Source organism: Streptomyces vinaceus (assembly GCF_008704935.1).
In the GTDB taxonomy this organism is placed as follows: Bacteria; Actinomycetota; Actinomycetes; order Streptomycetales; family Streptomycetaceae; genus Streptomyces; species Streptomyces vinaceus.
Genome location: NZ_CP023692.1, coordinates 667,725 through 684,329 on the forward strand (window position 1 = coordinate 667,725; position 16,605 = coordinate 684,329).

General features: G+C 71.2%; 11 protein-coding genes and 2 pseudogenes. 6 read left to right on the forward strand and 7 right to left on the reverse strand.

Annotation, left to right across the window (positions count from 1 at the left end; all coding sequences use genetic code 11):
- Positions 1–11: 11 nt before the first annotated feature.
- The 4 genes from CP980_RS03040 to CP980_RS03055 all read right to left on the reverse strand — a co-directional run bounded on the left by CP980_RS03040 (position 12) and on the right by CP980_RS03055 (position 3,938).
- Complete coding sequence (locus tag CP980_RS03040; protein ID WP_132753747.1) at positions 12–404, reverse strand: hypothetical protein; 393 nt, start codon at positions 402–404, stop codon at positions 12–14.
- Entirely contained in the window at positions 397–1,245 is an 849-nt protein-coding gene (locus tag CP980_RS03045; RefSeq protein ID WP_167535777.1) for a heavy metal-binding domain-containing protein, read from the reverse strand. The genes CP980_RS03040 and CP980_RS03045 overlap by 8 nt, the downstream gene beginning before the upstream one ends.
- A gap of 1 nt (position 1,246) precedes the next feature.
- On the reverse strand, positions 1,247–2,101 hold the full coding sequence (locus CP980_RS03050) for a heavy metal-binding domain-containing protein (RefSeq protein WP_167535778.1): 855 nt from the start codon (positions 2,099–2,101) through the stop codon (positions 1,247–1,249).
- 184 nt (positions 2,102–2,285) lie between these two features.
- Entirely contained in the window at positions 2,286–3,938 is a 1,653-nt protein-coding gene (locus CP980_RS03055) for an ABC-F family ATP-binding cassette domain-containing protein (protein ID WP_150492531.1), read from the reverse strand.
- 370 nt (positions 3,939–4,308) lie between these two features.
- On the opposite strand from CP980_RS03055, the gene CP980_RS03060 reads away from it, so the two are divergent.
- Both CP980_RS03060 and CP980_RS03065 read left to right on the forward strand, forming a co-directional pair.
- Positions 4,309–4,734 (forward strand): nuclear transport factor 2 family protein, encoded by a 426-nt coding sequence (locus tag CP980_RS03060; protein WP_150492532.1) that lies wholly within the window; start codon positions 4,309–4,311, stop codon positions 4,732–4,734.
- A complete protein-coding gene (locus tag CP980_RS03065; RefSeq protein WP_150492533.1) occupies positions 4,731–5,570 on the forward strand; it encodes an NmrA family NAD(P)-binding protein in 840 nt (279 codons plus the stop codon). Before CP980_RS03060 ends, CP980_RS03065 begins: the two co-directional genes overlap by 4 nt.
- 16 nt (positions 5,571–5,586) lie before the next feature.
- On the opposite strand, the gene CP980_RS03070 is transcribed toward CP980_RS03065, so the two are convergent.
- The 3 genes and pseudogenes from CP980_RS03070 to CP980_RS03080 form a co-directional block, all read right to left on the reverse strand.
- The gene (locus CP980_RS03070) at positions 5,587–7,524 is read right to left on the reverse strand and encodes an APC family permease (RefSeq protein WP_150530100.1); all 1,938 of its coding nucleotides are present in this window, start codon (positions 7,522–7,524) and stop codon (positions 5,587–5,589) included.
- Between the two features lie 153 nt (positions 7,525–7,677).
- Positions 7,678–9,827 (reverse strand): annotated as a pseudogene (gene kdpB / locus CP980_RS03075) (potassium-transporting ATPase subunit KdpB).
- A 268-nt stretch (positions 9,828–10,095) separates the two neighbouring features.
- Complete coding sequence (locus CP980_RS03080) at positions 10,096–11,979, reverse strand: APC family permease (protein WP_150492534.1); 1,884 nt, start codon at positions 11,977–11,979, stop codon at positions 10,096–10,098.
- A gap of 136 nt (positions 11,980–12,115) precedes the next feature.
- Here CP980_RS03080 and kdpF point away from each other — a divergent pair, with 136 nt between their 5' ends.
- The 4 genes and pseudogenes from kdpF (at position 12,116) to CP980_RS03105 (ending at position 16,191) form a co-directional block, all read left to right on the forward strand.
- Entirely contained in the window at positions 12,116–12,277 is a 162-nt protein-coding gene (gene kdpF / locus CP980_RS36665; protein WP_425281766.1) for a K(+)-transporting ATPase subunit F, read from the forward strand.
- Between the two features lie 36 nt (positions 12,278–12,313).
- Positions 12,314–13,063 (forward strand): DUF4118 domain-containing protein, encoded by a 750-nt coding sequence (locus tag CP980_RS03090; protein WP_150492535.1) that lies wholly within the window; start codon positions 12,314–12,316, stop codon positions 13,061–13,063.
- Between the two features lie 285 nt (positions 13,064–13,348).
- Positions 13,349–13,597 (forward strand): annotated as a pseudogene (locus CP980_RS03100) (winged helix-turn-helix domain-containing protein); the annotation flags it as partial.
- Positions 13,598–13,644: 47 nt separating this feature from the next.
- Complete coding sequence (locus tag CP980_RS03105; protein WP_150492536.1) at positions 13,645–16,191, forward strand: sensor histidine kinase; 2,547 nt, start codon at positions 13,645–13,647, stop codon at positions 16,189–16,191.
- The last annotated feature ends 414 nt before the right edge of the window (positions 16,192–16,605 follow it).

Genomic DNA, 16,605 nt, shown 5'->3' on the forward strand with positions numbered 1-16,605 from the left:
TCTCGCGTGCGTCAGGTCAGGAAGCGTTCCACCGCCGTACGGGCACGGGCGTTCGAGGCGGCGGCCCGGGACAGTTCCTGTGCCAGGGCGGCGAGCCATTCGTCCAGACCCACCGGGCGCCGGGAGAGAACGACGTCCCGCACCTCGTGGCAGATCTCCGCCGTCAGCCGGCCCTCGTGCGTGAACAGCGTGAACCTCCTGTCCCCCAGCAGGACACCCACCTCGGCGACCGCCCCCGGGCGGCCGGCCAGCCGCTGCCCGAGAGAGCGCCGACGCGTGACCCGTACGGCGCCCGGCGGCAGCGCGTCCGTCAGTTTCGCCGTCAGCACGGCCCCGTAGAGGTCCAGGTCGGCGCTGTCGCGGCGCAGCGCCGCGGCGAGCAGTTCGACTTCCGGGTCAGCCATCGACGCCCAGCACCAGGGTCGGCCGTTCGATCACGTGGTCATCGCGCAGGGGGCGCACCGCCGTGCCGACGGCGAGGAACTCGGTGGTGTGGCCGCCCCACCGGTGCGCGTGCTGTCGCAGGTCGACCGCCACGATGCCCTCGGCGTCCAGGGCCTGCCCCTCCGCCTTCATGCGGCTCATGGCCAGTCCGCGCGCGTCGTACAGGGCCTGGGTGAACGGCTCGATCTCGATGTTGCGGCCGGCGTTGCCCAGCGCCTGCGTGAACCGCTGGTGCGCCACGTGGTAGACGCACGACCCCATGACGAGGTCCACGGGTGCGTACCCGGCGCGGACCAGCGTCCAGAAGTCCTGGCCGGAGAGGTTGGAGGTGAACGGCCGGCCCTTGTTGTTCAGCCAGGTCCCGGCGGGTCCCGGGTCCGCGCCGTCCGCCTTGACGGCCGTGCCGACGGCGACGAACTCGGCGACGTCCGAACCGAATTCCCTGAACTCGATGTCCAGTCGTACGCCGACGATCCCGTCCGCGCCCAGCGCGCTCGCCTCCGCCTCCATCCGGCTCATGGCGAGTTCGCGCGCGTGGTACATGGCCTGCGACAGCTTGGTCAGTTCCTGGTTCTTCGTCCAGCGGCCCAGTTGGATCCCCACGTGGTAGACGGAGGAGCCGAGGACCAGGCCCAGCGGCCGGAAGCCCGCCTCGCGCACGAGGAGGAACTCGTTCACCGTGAGGTCCGAGGTGAAGAAGGCGCCCTGCTCCGCGCCGGACGGGGGCCGCGCGAGCCGTCGCATCGCCTCCTGCGCGGCCTCTTCGGCGGCGGCCGGGTCCGGGCCTGATCGCTCGGTCATCTCAGTGCTCCCGATCCAGTCTCATGATGGTCAACGGCCCGGGCCCGGCCGGCCGCGCGGAGCGGCCGAACCGGGCGATGGCGGTGCCGACGAACGCCGCTTCCGCGCTGAAGTCGTACGCATAGCCGAGGGTGCCGTTGCGGCACTCCTCCTTTTCCACTTTCAGCTCCGTCTCGTCGACCACGACCCCCTCGCCGCCGGCCGCGGCCGCGTCGCGCTTCAGCCGGGTACGGGCCTCTTCGCGGACGCGGTTCACCAGCAGGGTGTAGCCCTCGACCTCCTCATTGGGGGCGGTCCAGCGGGTCCTGCGCGTGGTGCGCCAGTCGTCGTGGCGACCGGCGAAGGCGATGCCGAAGGCGAGTTGGGTGGGCACCCAGCCAGAGTGGATCAGCCGGGCGAAGTCCTGGCCGCCGAGGTGCGAAGTGAAGGGCTGGTGGGGCCGGATCCGCGAGCGGGCTCGGACTGCGGTGCCCCGTACGGTGCATTCCAGGCCCCCGAGCGGCGTGGGTTCGATGTCCACGCTCACCCCGACGACCCCGTCGCCGCCGAGGGCACGGCACTCGTCCACGGCACGGGTCAGCGCCCGTTTGCGGGCGGTGTGCAGCGCCTGCACCAGGGGCTCGTAGGAAGGGACCCAGCGGGAGGGCTTGGGGTAGCCGCCGGCGGACAGGGCCGACCAGGCACCCGGGCAGCCCCAGGCTCCGGTGTAGGGGGTGGTGAAGACGGTGATGCCGAGGACGTGCCCGAGCGGGTCGAACCCGGCGGAGGTGACGGCGGCGAGCTCCGGGGCCGACAGGAACGAGTCCCAGGTACGGGCACCGGTCTCCGACGGACCGGCGGTGCGCGGGTGTGTCATCGGCCCTTCCGCCATCGCCGTGCGTGCGCGTTCTGGCTGACGGCGCTGCGCGAACTGCGCTGCGCCGTCAGGGAGTTTATACGGACGATCACCCGAAAGGATGAAGATCGCGAACCTGGGCCGGGCGGACCGGGCCGCACCGTCGGCCCACTGAGGTGCGTGTGCGTGGGGCCCGGCCCGGTCGCTACGCGCGCCGCGGCGAGCCCTCGACCGGCGAGCCCGCGCGCAGTTCCAGCCGCGGGCCGGTGAAGGCCGAGCGGAAGCGGTGGTCGTGCGAGACGGCGACCACGGCGCCCGTGAACGCGGCCAGTGCTTCTTCCAGTTCCTCGACCAGCGCCGGCGACACGTGGTTGGTCGGCTCGTCCAGGACGAGCAGGCCCGCCGGCCGCGTCACGAGCCGGGCCAGCTCCAGCCGGCGGCGCTGGCCCACCGACAGGGCGGCGACGGGCACGTGCAGGTCCTGCGCGCGGAACAGACCGAGGGAGAGGAGTTCCTCCGCGTACTCCTCGGGGTCTCCGGGGCGGCCGGCCGCGAAGCCGTGCAGCAGCGGGTGCCGGGCCGGGTCGGAGGCGATCTCCTGAGGGAGGTAGCCCACCTCGGTGTGGCGCAGTACCGTGCCCCGGTCCGGCGCGATGTCGCCGGCCAGGACCCTCAACAGGGTCGATTTACCGGCCCCGTTCGGGCCCGACACCAGGAGCCGCGCACCCGGTCCGATGGCGAGTTCCGGCAGCGACAACCGTCCCTCGACCGCGACCTGGGCCAGTTCGGCCACGTACGGGGTGTCCTCGGGCAGGGCGGCGGTGTCCTCGTCGATCCGCGCGGCGAACCGCAGGGGCTCCGGCGGCGCCGCGACCGGCTCGCGCAGCAGCTGGTCCAGATGCCGCCGTGCCGCCCTGACCTGCCCGGACAGTTTGGCGTCGTGCGAGCGCCGGTGCTTGCCGAAGCCCTCGCGCGGGTCCTTGCCCGTGGCCGCCAGTCGTTGCCCGGCGGTCTCGACCAGGCGCTGGGTACGGGCGAGCGCGTCGAGGTACTCCTGGTGGCGCTGCTCCCGGCCCCGGCGGGCAGCGGCCCGGGCGGCGCGGTAGCCGGCCCAGCCGTCCCCGTACCGGGTGACCGTCCGCAGGTCGCGGTCCACTTCGAGCACCGTCGTGGCCACGGCCTCCAGGAACGCCCGGTCGTGGGTGACGACGACCAGCGTGCCCCGGTGCGCGCGCAGCCGCTCCGCCAGCCAGGTCACGGCGGGCTCGTCGAGGTGGTTGGTCGGCTCGTCCAGCAGCAGCAGTTCCGGGGCCGCGCCCAGGACGCAGGCGAGGGCGAGCCGGGACTGTTCTCCCCCGGAGAGCGATCCGAGGGGCCGCTCCATGCCGATGTGTCCGATGCCGAGGGCGTGCCGGGCCGCGTCCGTGCGGGCGTCGGCCGTGTAGCCGTCGCGGGCCTCGAAGGCGGTGAGCAGGTCGCCGTACGCGTCGAGTTCCGCGGGTCCGGCGCCCGCGAGCGCAACCTCGGCGGCCCGGATGCGGGCCTCCAGCGTGCGCAGCTCGTGCAGGGCGGCGTCGACGGCGTCCTGGACCGTACGCTCCGGCCCGAGGTCGAGGGTCTGCGCGAGGTGGCCGACGCCGCCGGGGAAGGAGAGGGTGACCTGGCCGTGGTCGGGCTGCTCGGCTCCGGCGATCAGGCGCAGCAGGGTCGACTTGCCGGAGCCGTTCTCGCCGATCACGGCGGCCTTCTCGCCCGGTCGCAGGGTGAGGGAGACCTGGTCGAGGACGACGCGGTCGCCGTAGGCCTTGCCGACGCCGCTGAGGGCCAGCTGGGAGACGGCGGAAACGATGGGGCGCATGGGGTTCCTAGGGGTACGTGGGCCTTCTTCCTGACGCAGGGCTGCGCGGACGGGCGGCGCGACGAGGGCCGCGTCCGTCCGGCGCACCGGGGGCCGTCAGAGGAAGAAGTAGTGCACGTACATGCGAACAGCCTACTGCGGACCGAACCGTCTCGTCTTCCGATTAAGCCGGGGCGGCGGGACGGCGACGGCGACGGCGAGACCGAACTCGCCGTCACCGAGGTGGCCGCGTCGGGGCGGTGGCCCTTCTTGCAAAACGGACCATCGGTCCGTATCTTCTCACCCATACGGACCGCCAGTCCGTTTCATCCGGCGCCCTCGCCGCGGGGACCGCCCGTACGGGCGACCCCGCAGAACGGAACCCTCGATCATGACAACGCCCACGACACCCGCCGAGCTGTACCGCCACGGTCTGCGGCTGCTGCTGCAGAAGGACATCCCCGCCTGGGTGGACCTGTGGGACGACAACGGCGTCCTGGAGTTCCCCTTCGCCCCCGACGGATGGCCCGAGCGCCTCGAAGGCAAGACCGCGGTCGCCGACTACATGCGCCATTACCCGGACCACATCGACCTCCACGACTTCCCCGACGTGAAGATCCACCAGACCACCGCCGCCGAAACGATCGTGGTGGAGATGCGGGGTGTCGGCCGCCTGGTGGAGACCGACACCCCCTACGACATGACCTACATCGCCGTCGTCACGGTCGAAGACGGGCTCATCACCTCGTACCGCGACTACTGGAACCCGCTCGCCGTTCAGCAGCCCGGTGCCGACTTCGCAGGAGCAAACCGATGAACGCCCCCGGCGCCACCCTCGTCATCGGGGCCACCGGCACCACCGGCCGCCGGGTCACCGCCCGGCTGGTCTCCGAGGGCCACCGCGCCAAAGCCGCCGGCCGGCGCGCCACCCCGGTGGCGGGCGCGGACGGCGTCCGCTTCGACTGGAACGAGCCCGCGACCTGGAGCGAGGCCGTCGAGGACGTCGACCGCGTCTACCTCGTCCCGCCCATCGGCTCTCCGGACCCGGCCGCGGTCATGCTGCCCTTCCTCCGCCAGGCCCGCGCGGCGGGCGTGCGCCGCGCCGTGCTGCTCAGCTCTTCCGCGATCCCGGCAGGTGGTCCCGCGGTGGGCCAGGTCCACCGGGCCCTGCCCGGAATGTTCGAACAGTGGGCGGTGCTGCGGCCTTCCTGGTTCATGCAGAACTTCGCCGGCTCCACCCCCCACGCGCGCAGCATCCGCGACGAGGGCGCCATCATGTCGGCCTCGGGGGACGGCCGCGTCGGGTTCGTCGATGCGGAGGACATCGCCGCCGTCGCCGTACGCGCCCTCACCGACGACCGGGCCCCCGACACCGACCTCATCCTGACCGGGCCCCAGACACTGAGCTACGCCGATGTCGCCGCGATCATCGCCGAGTCCACCGGGCGACCCGTGGTGCACCGGCAGCTGACCTTCGAGCAACTGCGCGACCGCTGGGCGGCCGAGATACCGCTGGAGTTCGCTTCCCTGCTGGCCGGCATGGACCGCGCCATCGCCGAGGGCGCGGAGGACCGTACGTCGGACACCGTCGAGCGCCTCACCGGACGCCCGCCGGGCACGTTCCGCGCCTTCGTCGAACGGGAGGTGGCGTGAGGTGGTGACGCGGCGGTCAGCCGGCGTGGACGTGCGGGCGGCGGTCCCGGTCGGGCTCGGCCGCGCGGATGACCTCGCGGGTGACGGGGGCGACCTCGCCCTGGCCGAAGAGGAAGAAGCGGAAGAAGTTGGCCATCGGGTTGCCCTCGGTCCACTCGAAGTAGATGTGGGGGCGTTGCCCGGTCTCGTCCCGTACGTGGAGCAGGAGGGCGGCCAGCGCGTTGGGGATGCTGGAGCTCTCCAGGGTCAGGACGCGGTAGCGGCCGTGCAGGACCTCGCCGCGCACCCGCATGCCGGATTCGAACTCCGACGCGTCCAGGACGGTGACCTCGACGAACATGACGTCGTCGCCGGCCGGGATGTCGTTGTCGGCGCGGATCTGCTGCACCTTGTCGCGGTACTCGGCCTTGTCGCGGCTGTCGGGCTCGTTGGCGATGAACCGGATCGTGCGGTTGGCGGTGTCGCGGACGAACCGCTGCGCCATGTCGTCGAACTCGATGTGCGTGACGCGCAGCTCGAAGACGCGGGCGAGGCGGGAGAGGAGGGAGAGGGCCATGATGCCGCCGATGAAACAGGCACCGATCTTCACGCCGTCCGGCCGTTCCACCACGTTGATGGCCGTCGTGTAGATGAAGACGGCCGAGATGATGCCGAAGCCGATCGTCCAGCCGCGCTCCCCGGCCCGGCGGGCCGCGATGGTCACGGCGACGGCCGCGGAGGTGATCAGGACGAGGACGCCGGTGGCGTACGCGCCGCCCTGCGCGTCCACGTCCGCGTCGAAGATCCAGGTCACCAGGAACGCGATCAGGGTGAACACGATGACCATCGGCCGCAGGGCCCGCGCCCAGTGCGGGGCCATGCCGTAGCGGGGCAGGTAGCGGGGCATCAGGTTCAGCAGACCCGCCATCGCGGAGGCCCCGGCGAACCACAGGATCAGGATCGTCGAGATGTCGTAGACCGTGCCGAACGCGGAGCCCAGGTACTCGTGCGCCAGGTACGCGAGGGCGCGGCCGTTCGCCTCGCCGCCGGGCTGGAAGGCGGCGGCGGGGATCAGCAGGGTCGTGATGAGGCTGGAGCAGATCAGGAAGACGCTCATGATCACGGCGGCCGTGGTCAGCAGCTTCTTGGCGCCGCGGATTCGGCCGGCAGGCCTGGCCTCGGTGTCGTCGGGCTCGCCTTGGACGTGCGGCATGACCGCGACACCGGTCTCGAAGCCGGACAGGCCGAGGGCGAGCTTCGGGAACACGACGAGCGCGATGGCGATCATCATGAACGGATTGCCGTGCTCGGCGGTCAACGCGGTCGTCCAGTCGGTGATGACCTGGGGTTCGGTGAACACGTTCCACAGCCCGACGGCCACGACGACGACGTTCAGGCTGAGATAGGTGGCCACCAGGACCACGGCGACGCCGATGGCCTCGCTGAACCCCTTCAGGAACACCCCGCCCAGGAGGGCGATCAGGACCAGGGTGATCAGTACTTCGTGGCCGTGCAGGGTGCTGGTGAGGTGCGGGTTCTCCACCATGTGCGCGGTCGCGTCGGCCGCGGAGAGCGTGATGGTGATGAGGAAGTCGGTCGCCGCGAACCCGAGCAGCGTCAGGACGAACAGTTTCCCCTTCCAGAAGGTGAGCAGCCGCTCCAGCATGGCGATGGAGCCCTCGCCGTGCGGGCTCTCCTCCGCCACTCTGCGGTAGACGGGGAGCGCACCGAACAGCGTCAGCAGCACGAGCACGATGGTCGCCAGCGGCGACAGCAGTCCGGCCGCGAGGAACGCGATGCCGGGCTGGTAGCCGAGGGTGGAGAAGTAGTCGAGACCGGTCAGGCACATGACGCGCCACCACGGCCGGCCGTGCGGCTGGGCCGCCGCCTCCTTGGCGGCGGGCGAACTCGTCTGGGCGGTCAGGCCTTCCAGCATCCATGCACGCAGGCGCGAGGAGCGGGCAGGGGTGGCCATCGTGGGGGTGCTCCTGTCGTACGCGAAGAACCAGCCGCCGACAGCGACGGCTGAGCCAGCGTACGCAGCCTGATCAGTCATGCACGGGAGCGAGCGATTCCTGACGCGTCCTTAGCGCGAACGGAGCCACCTGTGGCGTAGTGGCGGCCGCGTTCAGCCGAGGCCGGGGATGGTGGACACCAGCAGGTCGATGAGCTTGATGCCGACGAACGGCAGGATCAGGCCGCCGAGACCGTAGACGCCCAGGTTGCGGCGCAGCAGGTCGTGCGCGGAGGCGGGGCGGTACCGGACGCCGCGCAGGGCGAGCGGGATGAGGGCGACGATGATCATGGCGTTGAAGATGATCGCCGAGGTGATGGCGGAGGTCGGGCTGCTCAGGCCCATGATGTTGAGGGCTTCGAGTCCCGGATAGGCCGAGGCGAACATGGCCGGGATGATCGCGAAGTACTTGGCCACGTCGTTGGTGATCGAGAACGTGGTGAGCGCGCCTCGGGTGATGAGGAGTTGTTTGCCGATCTCGACGATGTCGATGAGTTTGGTGGGGTTGGAGTCCAGGTCCACCATGTTCCCGGCCTCCTTGGCGGCCGAGGTGCCCGTGTTCATCGCCACGCCGACGTCGGCCTGCGCGAGCGCCGGGGCGTCGTTCGTACCGTCGCCGGTCATGGCGACGAGCTTGCCGCCGGCCTGCTCCCGCTTGATGAGGGCCATCTTGTCCTCGGGGTCGCCTCCGCCAGGTATTCGTCGACGCCGGCCTCCTCCGCGATGGCGCGGGCCGTCAGCTCGTTGTCGCCGGTCACCATGACGGTACGGATCCCCATGCTGCGCAGCTCCGCGAAGCGCTCCCGGATCCCTTCCTTGACCACGTCCTTGAGGTGGATGATCCCCAGCACCCTCGGGCCGTCCCAGTCGTGGACCGCCACCAGGAGGGGTGTGCCCCCGGACTCGGACACGGTGGCCGACCACGCTGCCGCTTCCGACGGTACGGTCCCGCCGCGCGCCGCCACCCAGTCGCAGACCTGCGGCACCGCGCCCTTGCGGATGGCGCAGCCTGCGCCGTTGTCCCAGCTCAGGTTCACGCCGCTCATCCGGGTCCGGGCGCTGAACTCGGTGAAGCGGGGGTTGCTGAGGTCCTCGGGGGCGGCCGGCTGGAGTCCGTACTGCTGGGAGAGGGCGACGACGGAGCGGCCCTCGGGCGTCTGGTCGGCGAGCGAGGACAGCTGTGCGGCGTCCGCCAGCTTGATGTGGTCGCCGCCGGGCAGCGGGATGAAGGCCGCGGCCTCGCGGTTGCCGAGGGTGATGGTCCCGGTCTTGTCGAGGAGCAGGGTGTTCACGTCTCCGGCCGCCTCGACGGCGCGTCCGCTCATCGCGATGACGTTGCGCTGCACGAGGCGGTCCATGCCCGCGATGCCGATCGCCGACAGGAGGGCGCCGATCGTGGTGGGGATGAGGGTGACGAGGAGGGCGACCAGGACGGTCGTGGACTGCGCGGCGTGCGCGTAGGCCGCCATCGGCTGGATGGCGAGGACCACCAGGACGAAGATGACGGTGAGCGCGGCCAGCAGGATGTTCAGCGCGATCTCGTTCGGGGTCTTCTGCCGGGTGGCGCCCTCGACCAGGGCGATCATCCGGTCGATGAAGCTGTGTCCCGGGCGCGAGGTGACCCGTACGACGATCGAGTCGGACAGCACCGATGTGCCGCCGGTGACCCCGGACCGGTCGCCGCCCGACTCGCGCAGCACGGGCGCCGATTCGCCGGTGACGGCGGACTCGTCCACCATCGCGGCCCCGTCGACCACGTCGCCGTCGGCCGGGATCAGCTCGCCCGCTTCGACGAGCACGAAGTCGAAGGGCTGGAGCTCGGCGGGCGTGACCACCTCGGTCTCGGCCCGGTTCGGGTTCGCCCCGTACGTCCAGTGGTCCAGCCGTACCGCGACCGTGTCCGTACGCGCCTTGCGCAGCGATTCCGCCTGGGCCCGGCCCCGGCCTTCGGCGACGGCCTCGGCGAGGTTGGCGAACAGGACCGTCAGCCAGAGCCAGACGCTGATCACCCAGGTGAAGACGGACGGGTGGACGAGCGCCGAGAGCGTGGTCAGCACGGACCCGACGGCTACGACGAACAGCACCGGCTTCTTGACCAGTTCGCGCGGGTGGAGCTTGCCGACGGCCTCCCGTGCGGAGGCGGCGAGGAGCTCGGGGTCCACCACGCTCACCTGCCCGGAGCGTTTCCGGGACGGTCGGCCGGTCGGAGTCCGCGGCGGTGTCCCGAGACCCGGAGGAACGTGCTGCGCGGTGGCGGGAGGCATCAAGCGACCTTCTGGATGGGTTCGAGGCGTGGCAGCCCAGGCAGCTCGCGGCCAGGGCGCGGAAGAGGGCGTCGCCGCCGGGGACCGTCCCCCATGGACCCCCTCGGCCGTCATGTGAGTATGCGAGGCCCCGGCGGCGCAACAGGCAGGAAACTACTGCCTGCTCCGAGGTAAATACCCTTGTGTGCCCGTGAATTGGCGCCTTCTTGACGGCGGCGCACGCGTGTCAAGCCGCCGTCAGAGGTGCGTCAACGCACGTCGACGCACGTCAGCGCGCGTCTGCCGTGATGCGGAAGCGCAGTCGGCAGATCACGGCGTCGGTGTCGCGGCGGAGCGCGTGGGCCACGACGGAGCCGCGCTGGTTCTGGAGCAACCGCTGCCACAGGTGGGCCGGTTCGGTCTCCGGGATCAGGACGGTCACCTGGGCGTCCGGGTGGGACTGGGCGAGCTTGCGTACGTATGCCGCCAGGGGGCGGCCGAGCGAACGGGTTTCCGAGGAGAGCTCGATCAGCTCGACGCCGGGTTTCCACAACTCCCAGTCCCGCCTGAGGGCTTCAGCCGTCTCGCGGTCCTCGGGGGCCGGGTGGGTGACGGTCACGGCGAGGACGTCGTCGCCGAGTGAGCCGGCCGCGGTGAGGGCCTGGCTGGTCAGGCGGGACAGACCGGAGACGGGAACCACGACCACGGAGCGGGAGCGATGCGGGGCCTGGGGAATCCGGCCGAGCTCCAGACGTTCGCCGATCTCGGTGTACGCGCGGTGGACCTTCTCGAAGCCGAGAACGAGCAGCGGCAGCGCGACGACGATCAGCCAGGCACCCTCGGTGAACTTGGTGGCGGTGACGACGACGGCCGAGACCCCGGTCAGCAGGGCCCCGAAGCCGTTGAGCGCCGCCTTCGCCGGCCATCCCCGCGGCCTCTCCCCGTACCAGTGCCGGACCATGCCGATCTGGCAGATGGTGAAGCCGATGAAGACGCCGATCGCGAAGAGCGGGACGAGGGTGTTGGTGTCGCCGCCGGAGAAGACGAGCAGCAGGGCGGAGACGAGGGCCAGCCAGACCACGCCGTGGCGGTGGACCTGGCGGTCGGCCTTGAGCGCGAAGACGTGCGGCAGGTGGTTGTCGCGGGCCAGCAGGCTCATCAGGACCGGCAGACCACCGAAGGAGGTGTTCGCTGCCAGCGCGAGCAGCACCATCGTGGCGAACTGGACCACGTAGAAGGCCGCGTTGTGCCCGAAGGAGGCGTCCGCGAGCTGGGCGAGCACGGTCACGCCCTCGACCGGCTGGAGGTGGAAGCGCCCGATCAGGATCGACAGGCCGATCAGCATCACACCGAGCAGGGCGCCGAGGGCGACCTCGGTGCGCTGGGCCCGGCGGGCGGCCGGGGCGCGGAAGGACGGCACGGCGTTGGCGACGGCCTCGACGCCCGTCAGGGCGGAACAGCCGGCGGCGAAGGCCTTCAGCAGCAGGAGCGCGCCGACGGTGGTGGCGCCCTCGCCGAGCGCGGAGGCGTGCCCGGCGGCGGAGGCGGTGCTGACGGGACCGTCACGGAAGAGCCCCACGACGACCATCGCGAGGATCGACCCGACGAAGACGGCCGTGGGAACGAGGAAGGCCTTGGCGGATTCCACGACCCCCCGCAGGTTCACCGCGGTGACCAGCACCAGCACGCCCAGGCAGATCCACACCCGCTCCCCGTACAGCTCGGGGAAGGCCGAGGTCAGGGCGGCGACTCCGGCCGTGACCGAGACGGCGACGTTGAGTACGTAGTCCAGGATCAGCGAGGCGGCGGCCACCAGACTCGTACGCCGGCCGAGGTGCTTCTTGGCGACGGCGTACGAGCCGCCGCCGTCCGGGAAGGCGGCGATGACCTGCCGGTACGAGGCCACCAGCACCGCCAGCAGTGCGGCGATCGCCAGGGTGACGGGGAGGGTGAAGCCCATGCCGTACGCACCGGCCGCGGCCAGGACGAGCACGATCGACTCCGGCCCGTACGCCACGGACGCCATCGCGTCCAGCGACAGCGCGGCCAGGCCCTGGAGGGCGGTCAGCCGGTGGCGGTCGCCCGCCGCGGGCGCCCGTACGCCGGTATCAGGGGGCTCCTCCGTGCCCGGGGCCCGTCCTGCCGTGCTCGGCTTTCCCATGTCTATGGACATCTCTCGCTGTTCCTCCGTTGGACAAAGTGAGGACAGCGTCGGAATGCCGTGGCTTGATGACCAGTGTTCTTGGCGTCATCCATACGGCCGCCGCTCCAGTATTCACGCGCCTTTGATGCCGGGGCGGGGCGACCGTATGAGGTGCGTCAAGACCTGGCCGCGGTGTGTGGCTGTCCCTCCGGCAAGGGGCAGTGTTCTTACAGGCGGCTGCCCCGGCTGCCCCGGCTGCCTCTGTGAAATCGCGCTCGCGCTGCTGGGCTATCTCGTGGTCGCTCTGATCAGGCCCGAGAAGTTCTGATTCCCGAACCCCTCGCGTCCGGACAGGAGGCATCACATGTCCGGGTATCGACTTCACGACACGGCCGCCGCGCTCGCGGCCCTCGTGGTCCCCTTCCTCCTGGCGCTCGCGCTGGTGCCCTTCCGCACGGAACTCTCGGCGACGAACGCGGCGCTGATCCTCGTCGTCGCGGTGGTCGCGGTGGCCGCGCTCGGCACCCGGGCGGCCGGGGTTCTCGCCGCGCTGTCGGCGGCCTCCTGGTTCGACTTCTTCCTGACCGAGCCCTATCAACGGTTCTTGATCGCCGGCCGCGACGACGTCGAGACGGCGCTCCTGCTGCTCGTCGTCGGCCTCGTCGTCTCGCAGCTGGCGGTACGCGCACGGCGACTCCAAAGGACCGTGATCACTGACGCGGCCCATCTGTCGAGCCTCCAGGGAACGGCCCGGCTGACCGAGGACGGCCGCTCCCCCGAGGCCGTCGTCGAGTACGTGCGCCGGGAACTCGTCGGCCTGTTGGGATTGCGCGGCTGCCGCTTCGAGTACGGCAACCTGACGGGAAACCTGCCGCGCCTCGCACACGACGGCAGTCTGTGGCTGCACCGCCCGGGCAGGGTGACGGAGTACGCCGGCTGGCCGGACGGGGAGACCGAGCTGCGCGTCGTCGGCGGCGGGCACTACTACGGCCGCTTCCTGCTGGATCCCCTCCCCGGCCCGCTCCCCCCGGAACAGGACCGCCTGGTGGCCGTCGCCCTGGCCGCCCAGGCCGGCTCCGCCCTGGACACGGCCGGCCTGTCCCACCAGGGCTGACCAGGCCTTCTCCGGCGCTTCACGTCAGGGTGGCGTTAAGAGTTCCCGTGCGTCCGTATGGACCCCGTCAAGGTGTCTTAACGCCGGGATGAAGACACGGTTGTCTCGTCTTCGGCCATCTGGCCGATTCATTTCGTCCCTCTTCATCCAGGAGCTCGCGGTGTCAAGGGCGTTCAGCACAAACCGACCAGCGCCGACAAAATGCTCCGCCGCAACCTCGGCCTCTACGGACTGGGCGGCATCGACGTCATCAAGCGCGTCCGCGGCTGGAGCCGGGTCCCGGTCCACGGGGGCGAACGCACGGTGCGGCTGACCCCGACGGAATGGCACCTGCTGGAGATCCTCATCGCCCACCCGGGCCGGCTGATCACCCAGAGCAGGCTCCTGCTGGAAGTCTGGGTCCCGAGCTACGGGGAGAACACCAACTACCTGCGCGTATACATGGCCCAGCTCCGGCGCAAGCTGGAGGCGGACCCCTCGCACCCCCGGTACCTGATCACCGAACCGGGCAGGGGCTACCGCTTCGAACCGTGACCACCGACCCGCCCACCCGATCGTCACCAGAGAAGAAGAGTCTGCACATGGGACGCGGCAAGCTCCGCATCTACCTCGGCGCGGCACCGGGCGTCGGCAAGACGTACGCGATGCTCTCCGAGGCACACCGCCGCGTCGAGCGGGGCACCGACTGCGTCGTGGGCTTCGTCGAGCACCACAGCCGCCCGCGGACGGAGGTCATGCTGCACGGCCTCGAACTCATCGAGCGGCGCGAGATCGAGTACCGCGGCTCCACGTTCACCGAGATGGACGTCGACGCCGTCCTCGCCCGCCGCCCCGCCGTGGCCCTCGTGGACGAGCTCGCGCACACGAACGTGCCGGGCTCGCGCAACGCCAAGCGCTGGCAAGACGTGGAAGAGCTGCTCCAGGCCGGCATCGACGTCGTCTCGACCGTCAACATCCAGCATCTCGAATCACTGGGTGACGTGGTCGAGACGATCACCGGCGTCCGCCAGCGGGAGACGGTTCCGGACGAGGTCGCGCGCCGCGCCGACCAGATCGAGCTCGTCGACATGTCGCCGCAGGCGCTGCGCCGACGGATGGCGCACGGCAACGTCTACAAGCCCGACAAGGTGGACGCCGCCCTCTCCAACTACTTCCGCCCCGGGAACCTGACCGCGCTGCGCGAGCTGGCGCTGCTGTGGGTCGCCGACCGGGTCGACGAGTACCTCCAGGAGTACCGGGGCGAACACGACATCCGCTCCACCTGGCAGGCACGTGAGCGCATCGTCGTGGGTCTGACCGGCGGACCGGAGGGACGTACGCTCATCCGGCGCGCGGCCCGGCTCGCCGAGAAGGGCGCGGGCGGCGAGGTCCTGGCCGTCTACATCGCCGCCAGCGACGGGCTCACCTCCGCCTCCCCCAAGGAACTGGCCGTCCAGCGCACCCTGGTCGAGGACCTCGGCGGCACCTTCCACCACGTCATAGGCGACAGCGTCCCCGACGCGCTGCTGGAGTTCGCCCGCGGGTGCAACGCCACCCAGATCGTGCTGGGCGTCAGCCGACGGCGCTCCTGGCAGTCCGTGTTCCGCCCGGGTGTCAGCGCCACCGTCGCCCGCGAATCGGGCCCGGACCTCGACGTCCACATCGTCACCCACGACGAGGCCGCCAAGGGTCGCAGCGGCCTGCCCGTCGCACGCGGCGCGCGGCTGGGCCGCTCCCGCATCATCTGGGGCTGGCTCACCGGCATCGCCGGCCCCGCACTGCTCACCGTGCTGCTCAGCCGGCTCGTCCCCGAGCTCGGTCTCGCCAACGACATGCTGCTCTTCCTCACGTTCACGGTGGCGGCGGCCCTGCTCGGCGGGCTGCTGCCCGCGCTCGCCTCGGCGGCGTTCGGGTCGCTGCTGCTGAACTACTACTTCACACCGCCGCTGCACGAGTTCACGATCTCCGACCCGAAGAACATCGTCGCCATCGCGATCTTCGTCGGTGTCGCGGTGTCGGTGGCCTCCGTGGTCGACCTGGCGGCGCGGCGCACGCACCAGGCCGCCCGTCTGCGCGCCGAATCCGAGATCCTCTCCTTCCTCGCCGGCAGCGTCCTGCGCGGTGAGAACTCCCTCGACGCGCTGCTGGAGCGGCTTCGCGAGACCTTCGCCATGCAGTCGGTGGTCCTCCTGGAACGCAGCAGCGAGGTGGACCCCTGGACGACGGCGGCGTCCGTCGGCGCCAGTCCCGTCAGCCGGCCCGAGGACGCGGATGTCGACCTCCCCATGGGCGACACCATGGCCCTCGCCCTCACGGGCCGGGTCCTTCCCGCCGAGGACCGCCGCGTCCTGGGCGCCTTCGCCGCCCAGGCCGCCGTCGTACTCGACCGCCAGCGCCTCGTCGACGAGGCCGAGAGGTCCCGCGAACTCGCCGAGGCCAACCGCATCCGCACCGCGCTCCTGGCCGCCGTCAGCCACGACCTGCGCACCCCGCTCGCCGGGATCAAGGCCTCCGTCACCTCCCTGCGCTCCGACGACGTCGAATGGTCCGAGGACGACAAGGCCGAACTCCTCGAAGGCATCGAGGACGGCGCCGACCGCCTCGCCGCCCTGATCGGCAACCTCCTCGACATGTCCCGCCTCAACACCGGCACCGTCGTCCCGCTGATCCGCGAAACGGATCTCGACGAGGTCGTCCCCATGGCCCTGGGCGGCGTGCCCGAGCACAGCGTCGCGCTCGACATCCCCGAGACCCTGCCGATGGTCGCCGTCGACCGGGGCCTCCTGGAGCGGGCCGTCGCCAACATCGTCGAGAACGCCGTCAAGTACAGCCCCGACGGCCAGCCCGTCCACGTCTCCGCCAGCGCGCTCGCCAGCCGCGTCGAGCTGCGCGTCGTCGACCGGGGCCCCGGCGTCCCGGACGAGGCCAAGAACCGCATCTTCGAACCCTTCCAGCGCCACGGCGACGCCCCGCGCGGCGCCGGCGTCGGCCTCGGCCTGGCCGTGGCCCGCGGCTTCACCGAGGCCATCGGAGGCACCCTCACCGCCGAGGACACCCCGGGCGGCGGCCTCACCATGGTCATCACGCTCCCCATAGCAGGAGACGCCGCTCCGGTAGCGCCGGAGCTCCCGACGTCTGCGGTCACCTGACGACGGGGCGACCGGCAGACCGACTCAAGCCGATGATCGCGGCCAGTGGCACCAGGGCCCGAGCAGAGGCTGACGACGGGAACACGCGAGCCGTCCGGCTCTGGTGTCCCCACACCGGAGAGCCGGACGGCTCATGTGCTGTGCGACGGGTGACCGGCACGCGGTCGCATCGGCCCGTACCCCCACGGTGGGACCGTGCGCCCTCGGGCGGTGTTCAGGTCACCGCCCCCCGGCCGCGTGCCGCCGGTCCGTCGTCCGGCTCCATCGCCACACCAGTCTGCTCCGGGCGGACGACTCCGGCAGTACTCCTTGACGGGTTCCTTCCGCACGGAAGTCGATCTTTGATGCGGCTCTGACGAAGGTCATCAGAAGGCCGTCAAGAAGCCTTCGAGCGCTTGCCCCCGGGTCCCCGAT

Excerpts from the sequence above, each read along its gene's own strand:
- CP980_RS03065 (WP_150492533.1), top strand. The coding sequence starts at position 4,731 with ATGAACGCCCCCGGCGCCACCCTCGTCATCGGGGCCACCGGCACCACC.
- CP980_RS03060 (WP_150492532.1), top strand. The coding sequence starts at position 4,309 with ATGACAACGCCCACGACACCCGCCGAGCTGTACCGCCACGGTCTGCGG.
- CP980_RS03070 (WP_150530100.1), bottom strand. The coding sequence starts at position 7,524 with ATGGCCACCCCTGCCCGCTCCTCGCGCCTGCGTGCATGGATGCTGGAA.
- kdpF (WP_425281766.1), top strand. The coding sequence starts at position 12,116 with ATGAGGTGCGTCAAGACCTGGCCGCGGTGTGTGGCTGTCCCTCCGGCA.
- CP980_RS03055 (WP_150492531.1), bottom strand. The coding sequence starts at position 3,938 with ATGCGCCCCATCGTTTCCGCCGTCTCCCAGCTGGCCCTCAGCGGCGTC.
- CP980_RS03105 (WP_150492536.1), top strand. The coding sequence starts at position 13,645 with ATGGGACGCGGCAAGCTCCGCATCTACCTCGGCGCGGCACCGGGCGTC.
- CP980_RS03045 (WP_167535777.1), bottom strand. The coding sequence starts at position 1,245 with ATGACCGAGCGATCAGGCCCGGACCCGGCCGCCGCCGAAGAGGCCGCG.
- CP980_RS03050 (WP_167535778.1), bottom strand. The coding sequence starts at position 2,101 with ATGACACACCCGCGCACCGCCGGTCCGTCGGAGACCGGTGCCCGTACC.
- CP980_RS03080 (WP_150492534.1), bottom strand. The coding sequence starts at position 11,979 with ATGTCCATAGACATGGGAAAGCCGAGCACGGCAGGACGGGCCCCGGGC.
- CP980_RS03040 (WP_132753747.1), bottom strand. The coding sequence starts at position 404 with ATGGCTGACCCGGAAGTCGAACTGCTCGCCGCGGCGCTGCGCCGCGAC.
- CP980_RS03090 (WP_150492535.1), top strand. The coding sequence starts at position 12,314 with ATGTCCGGGTATCGACTTCACGACACGGCCGCCGCGCTCGCGGCCCTC.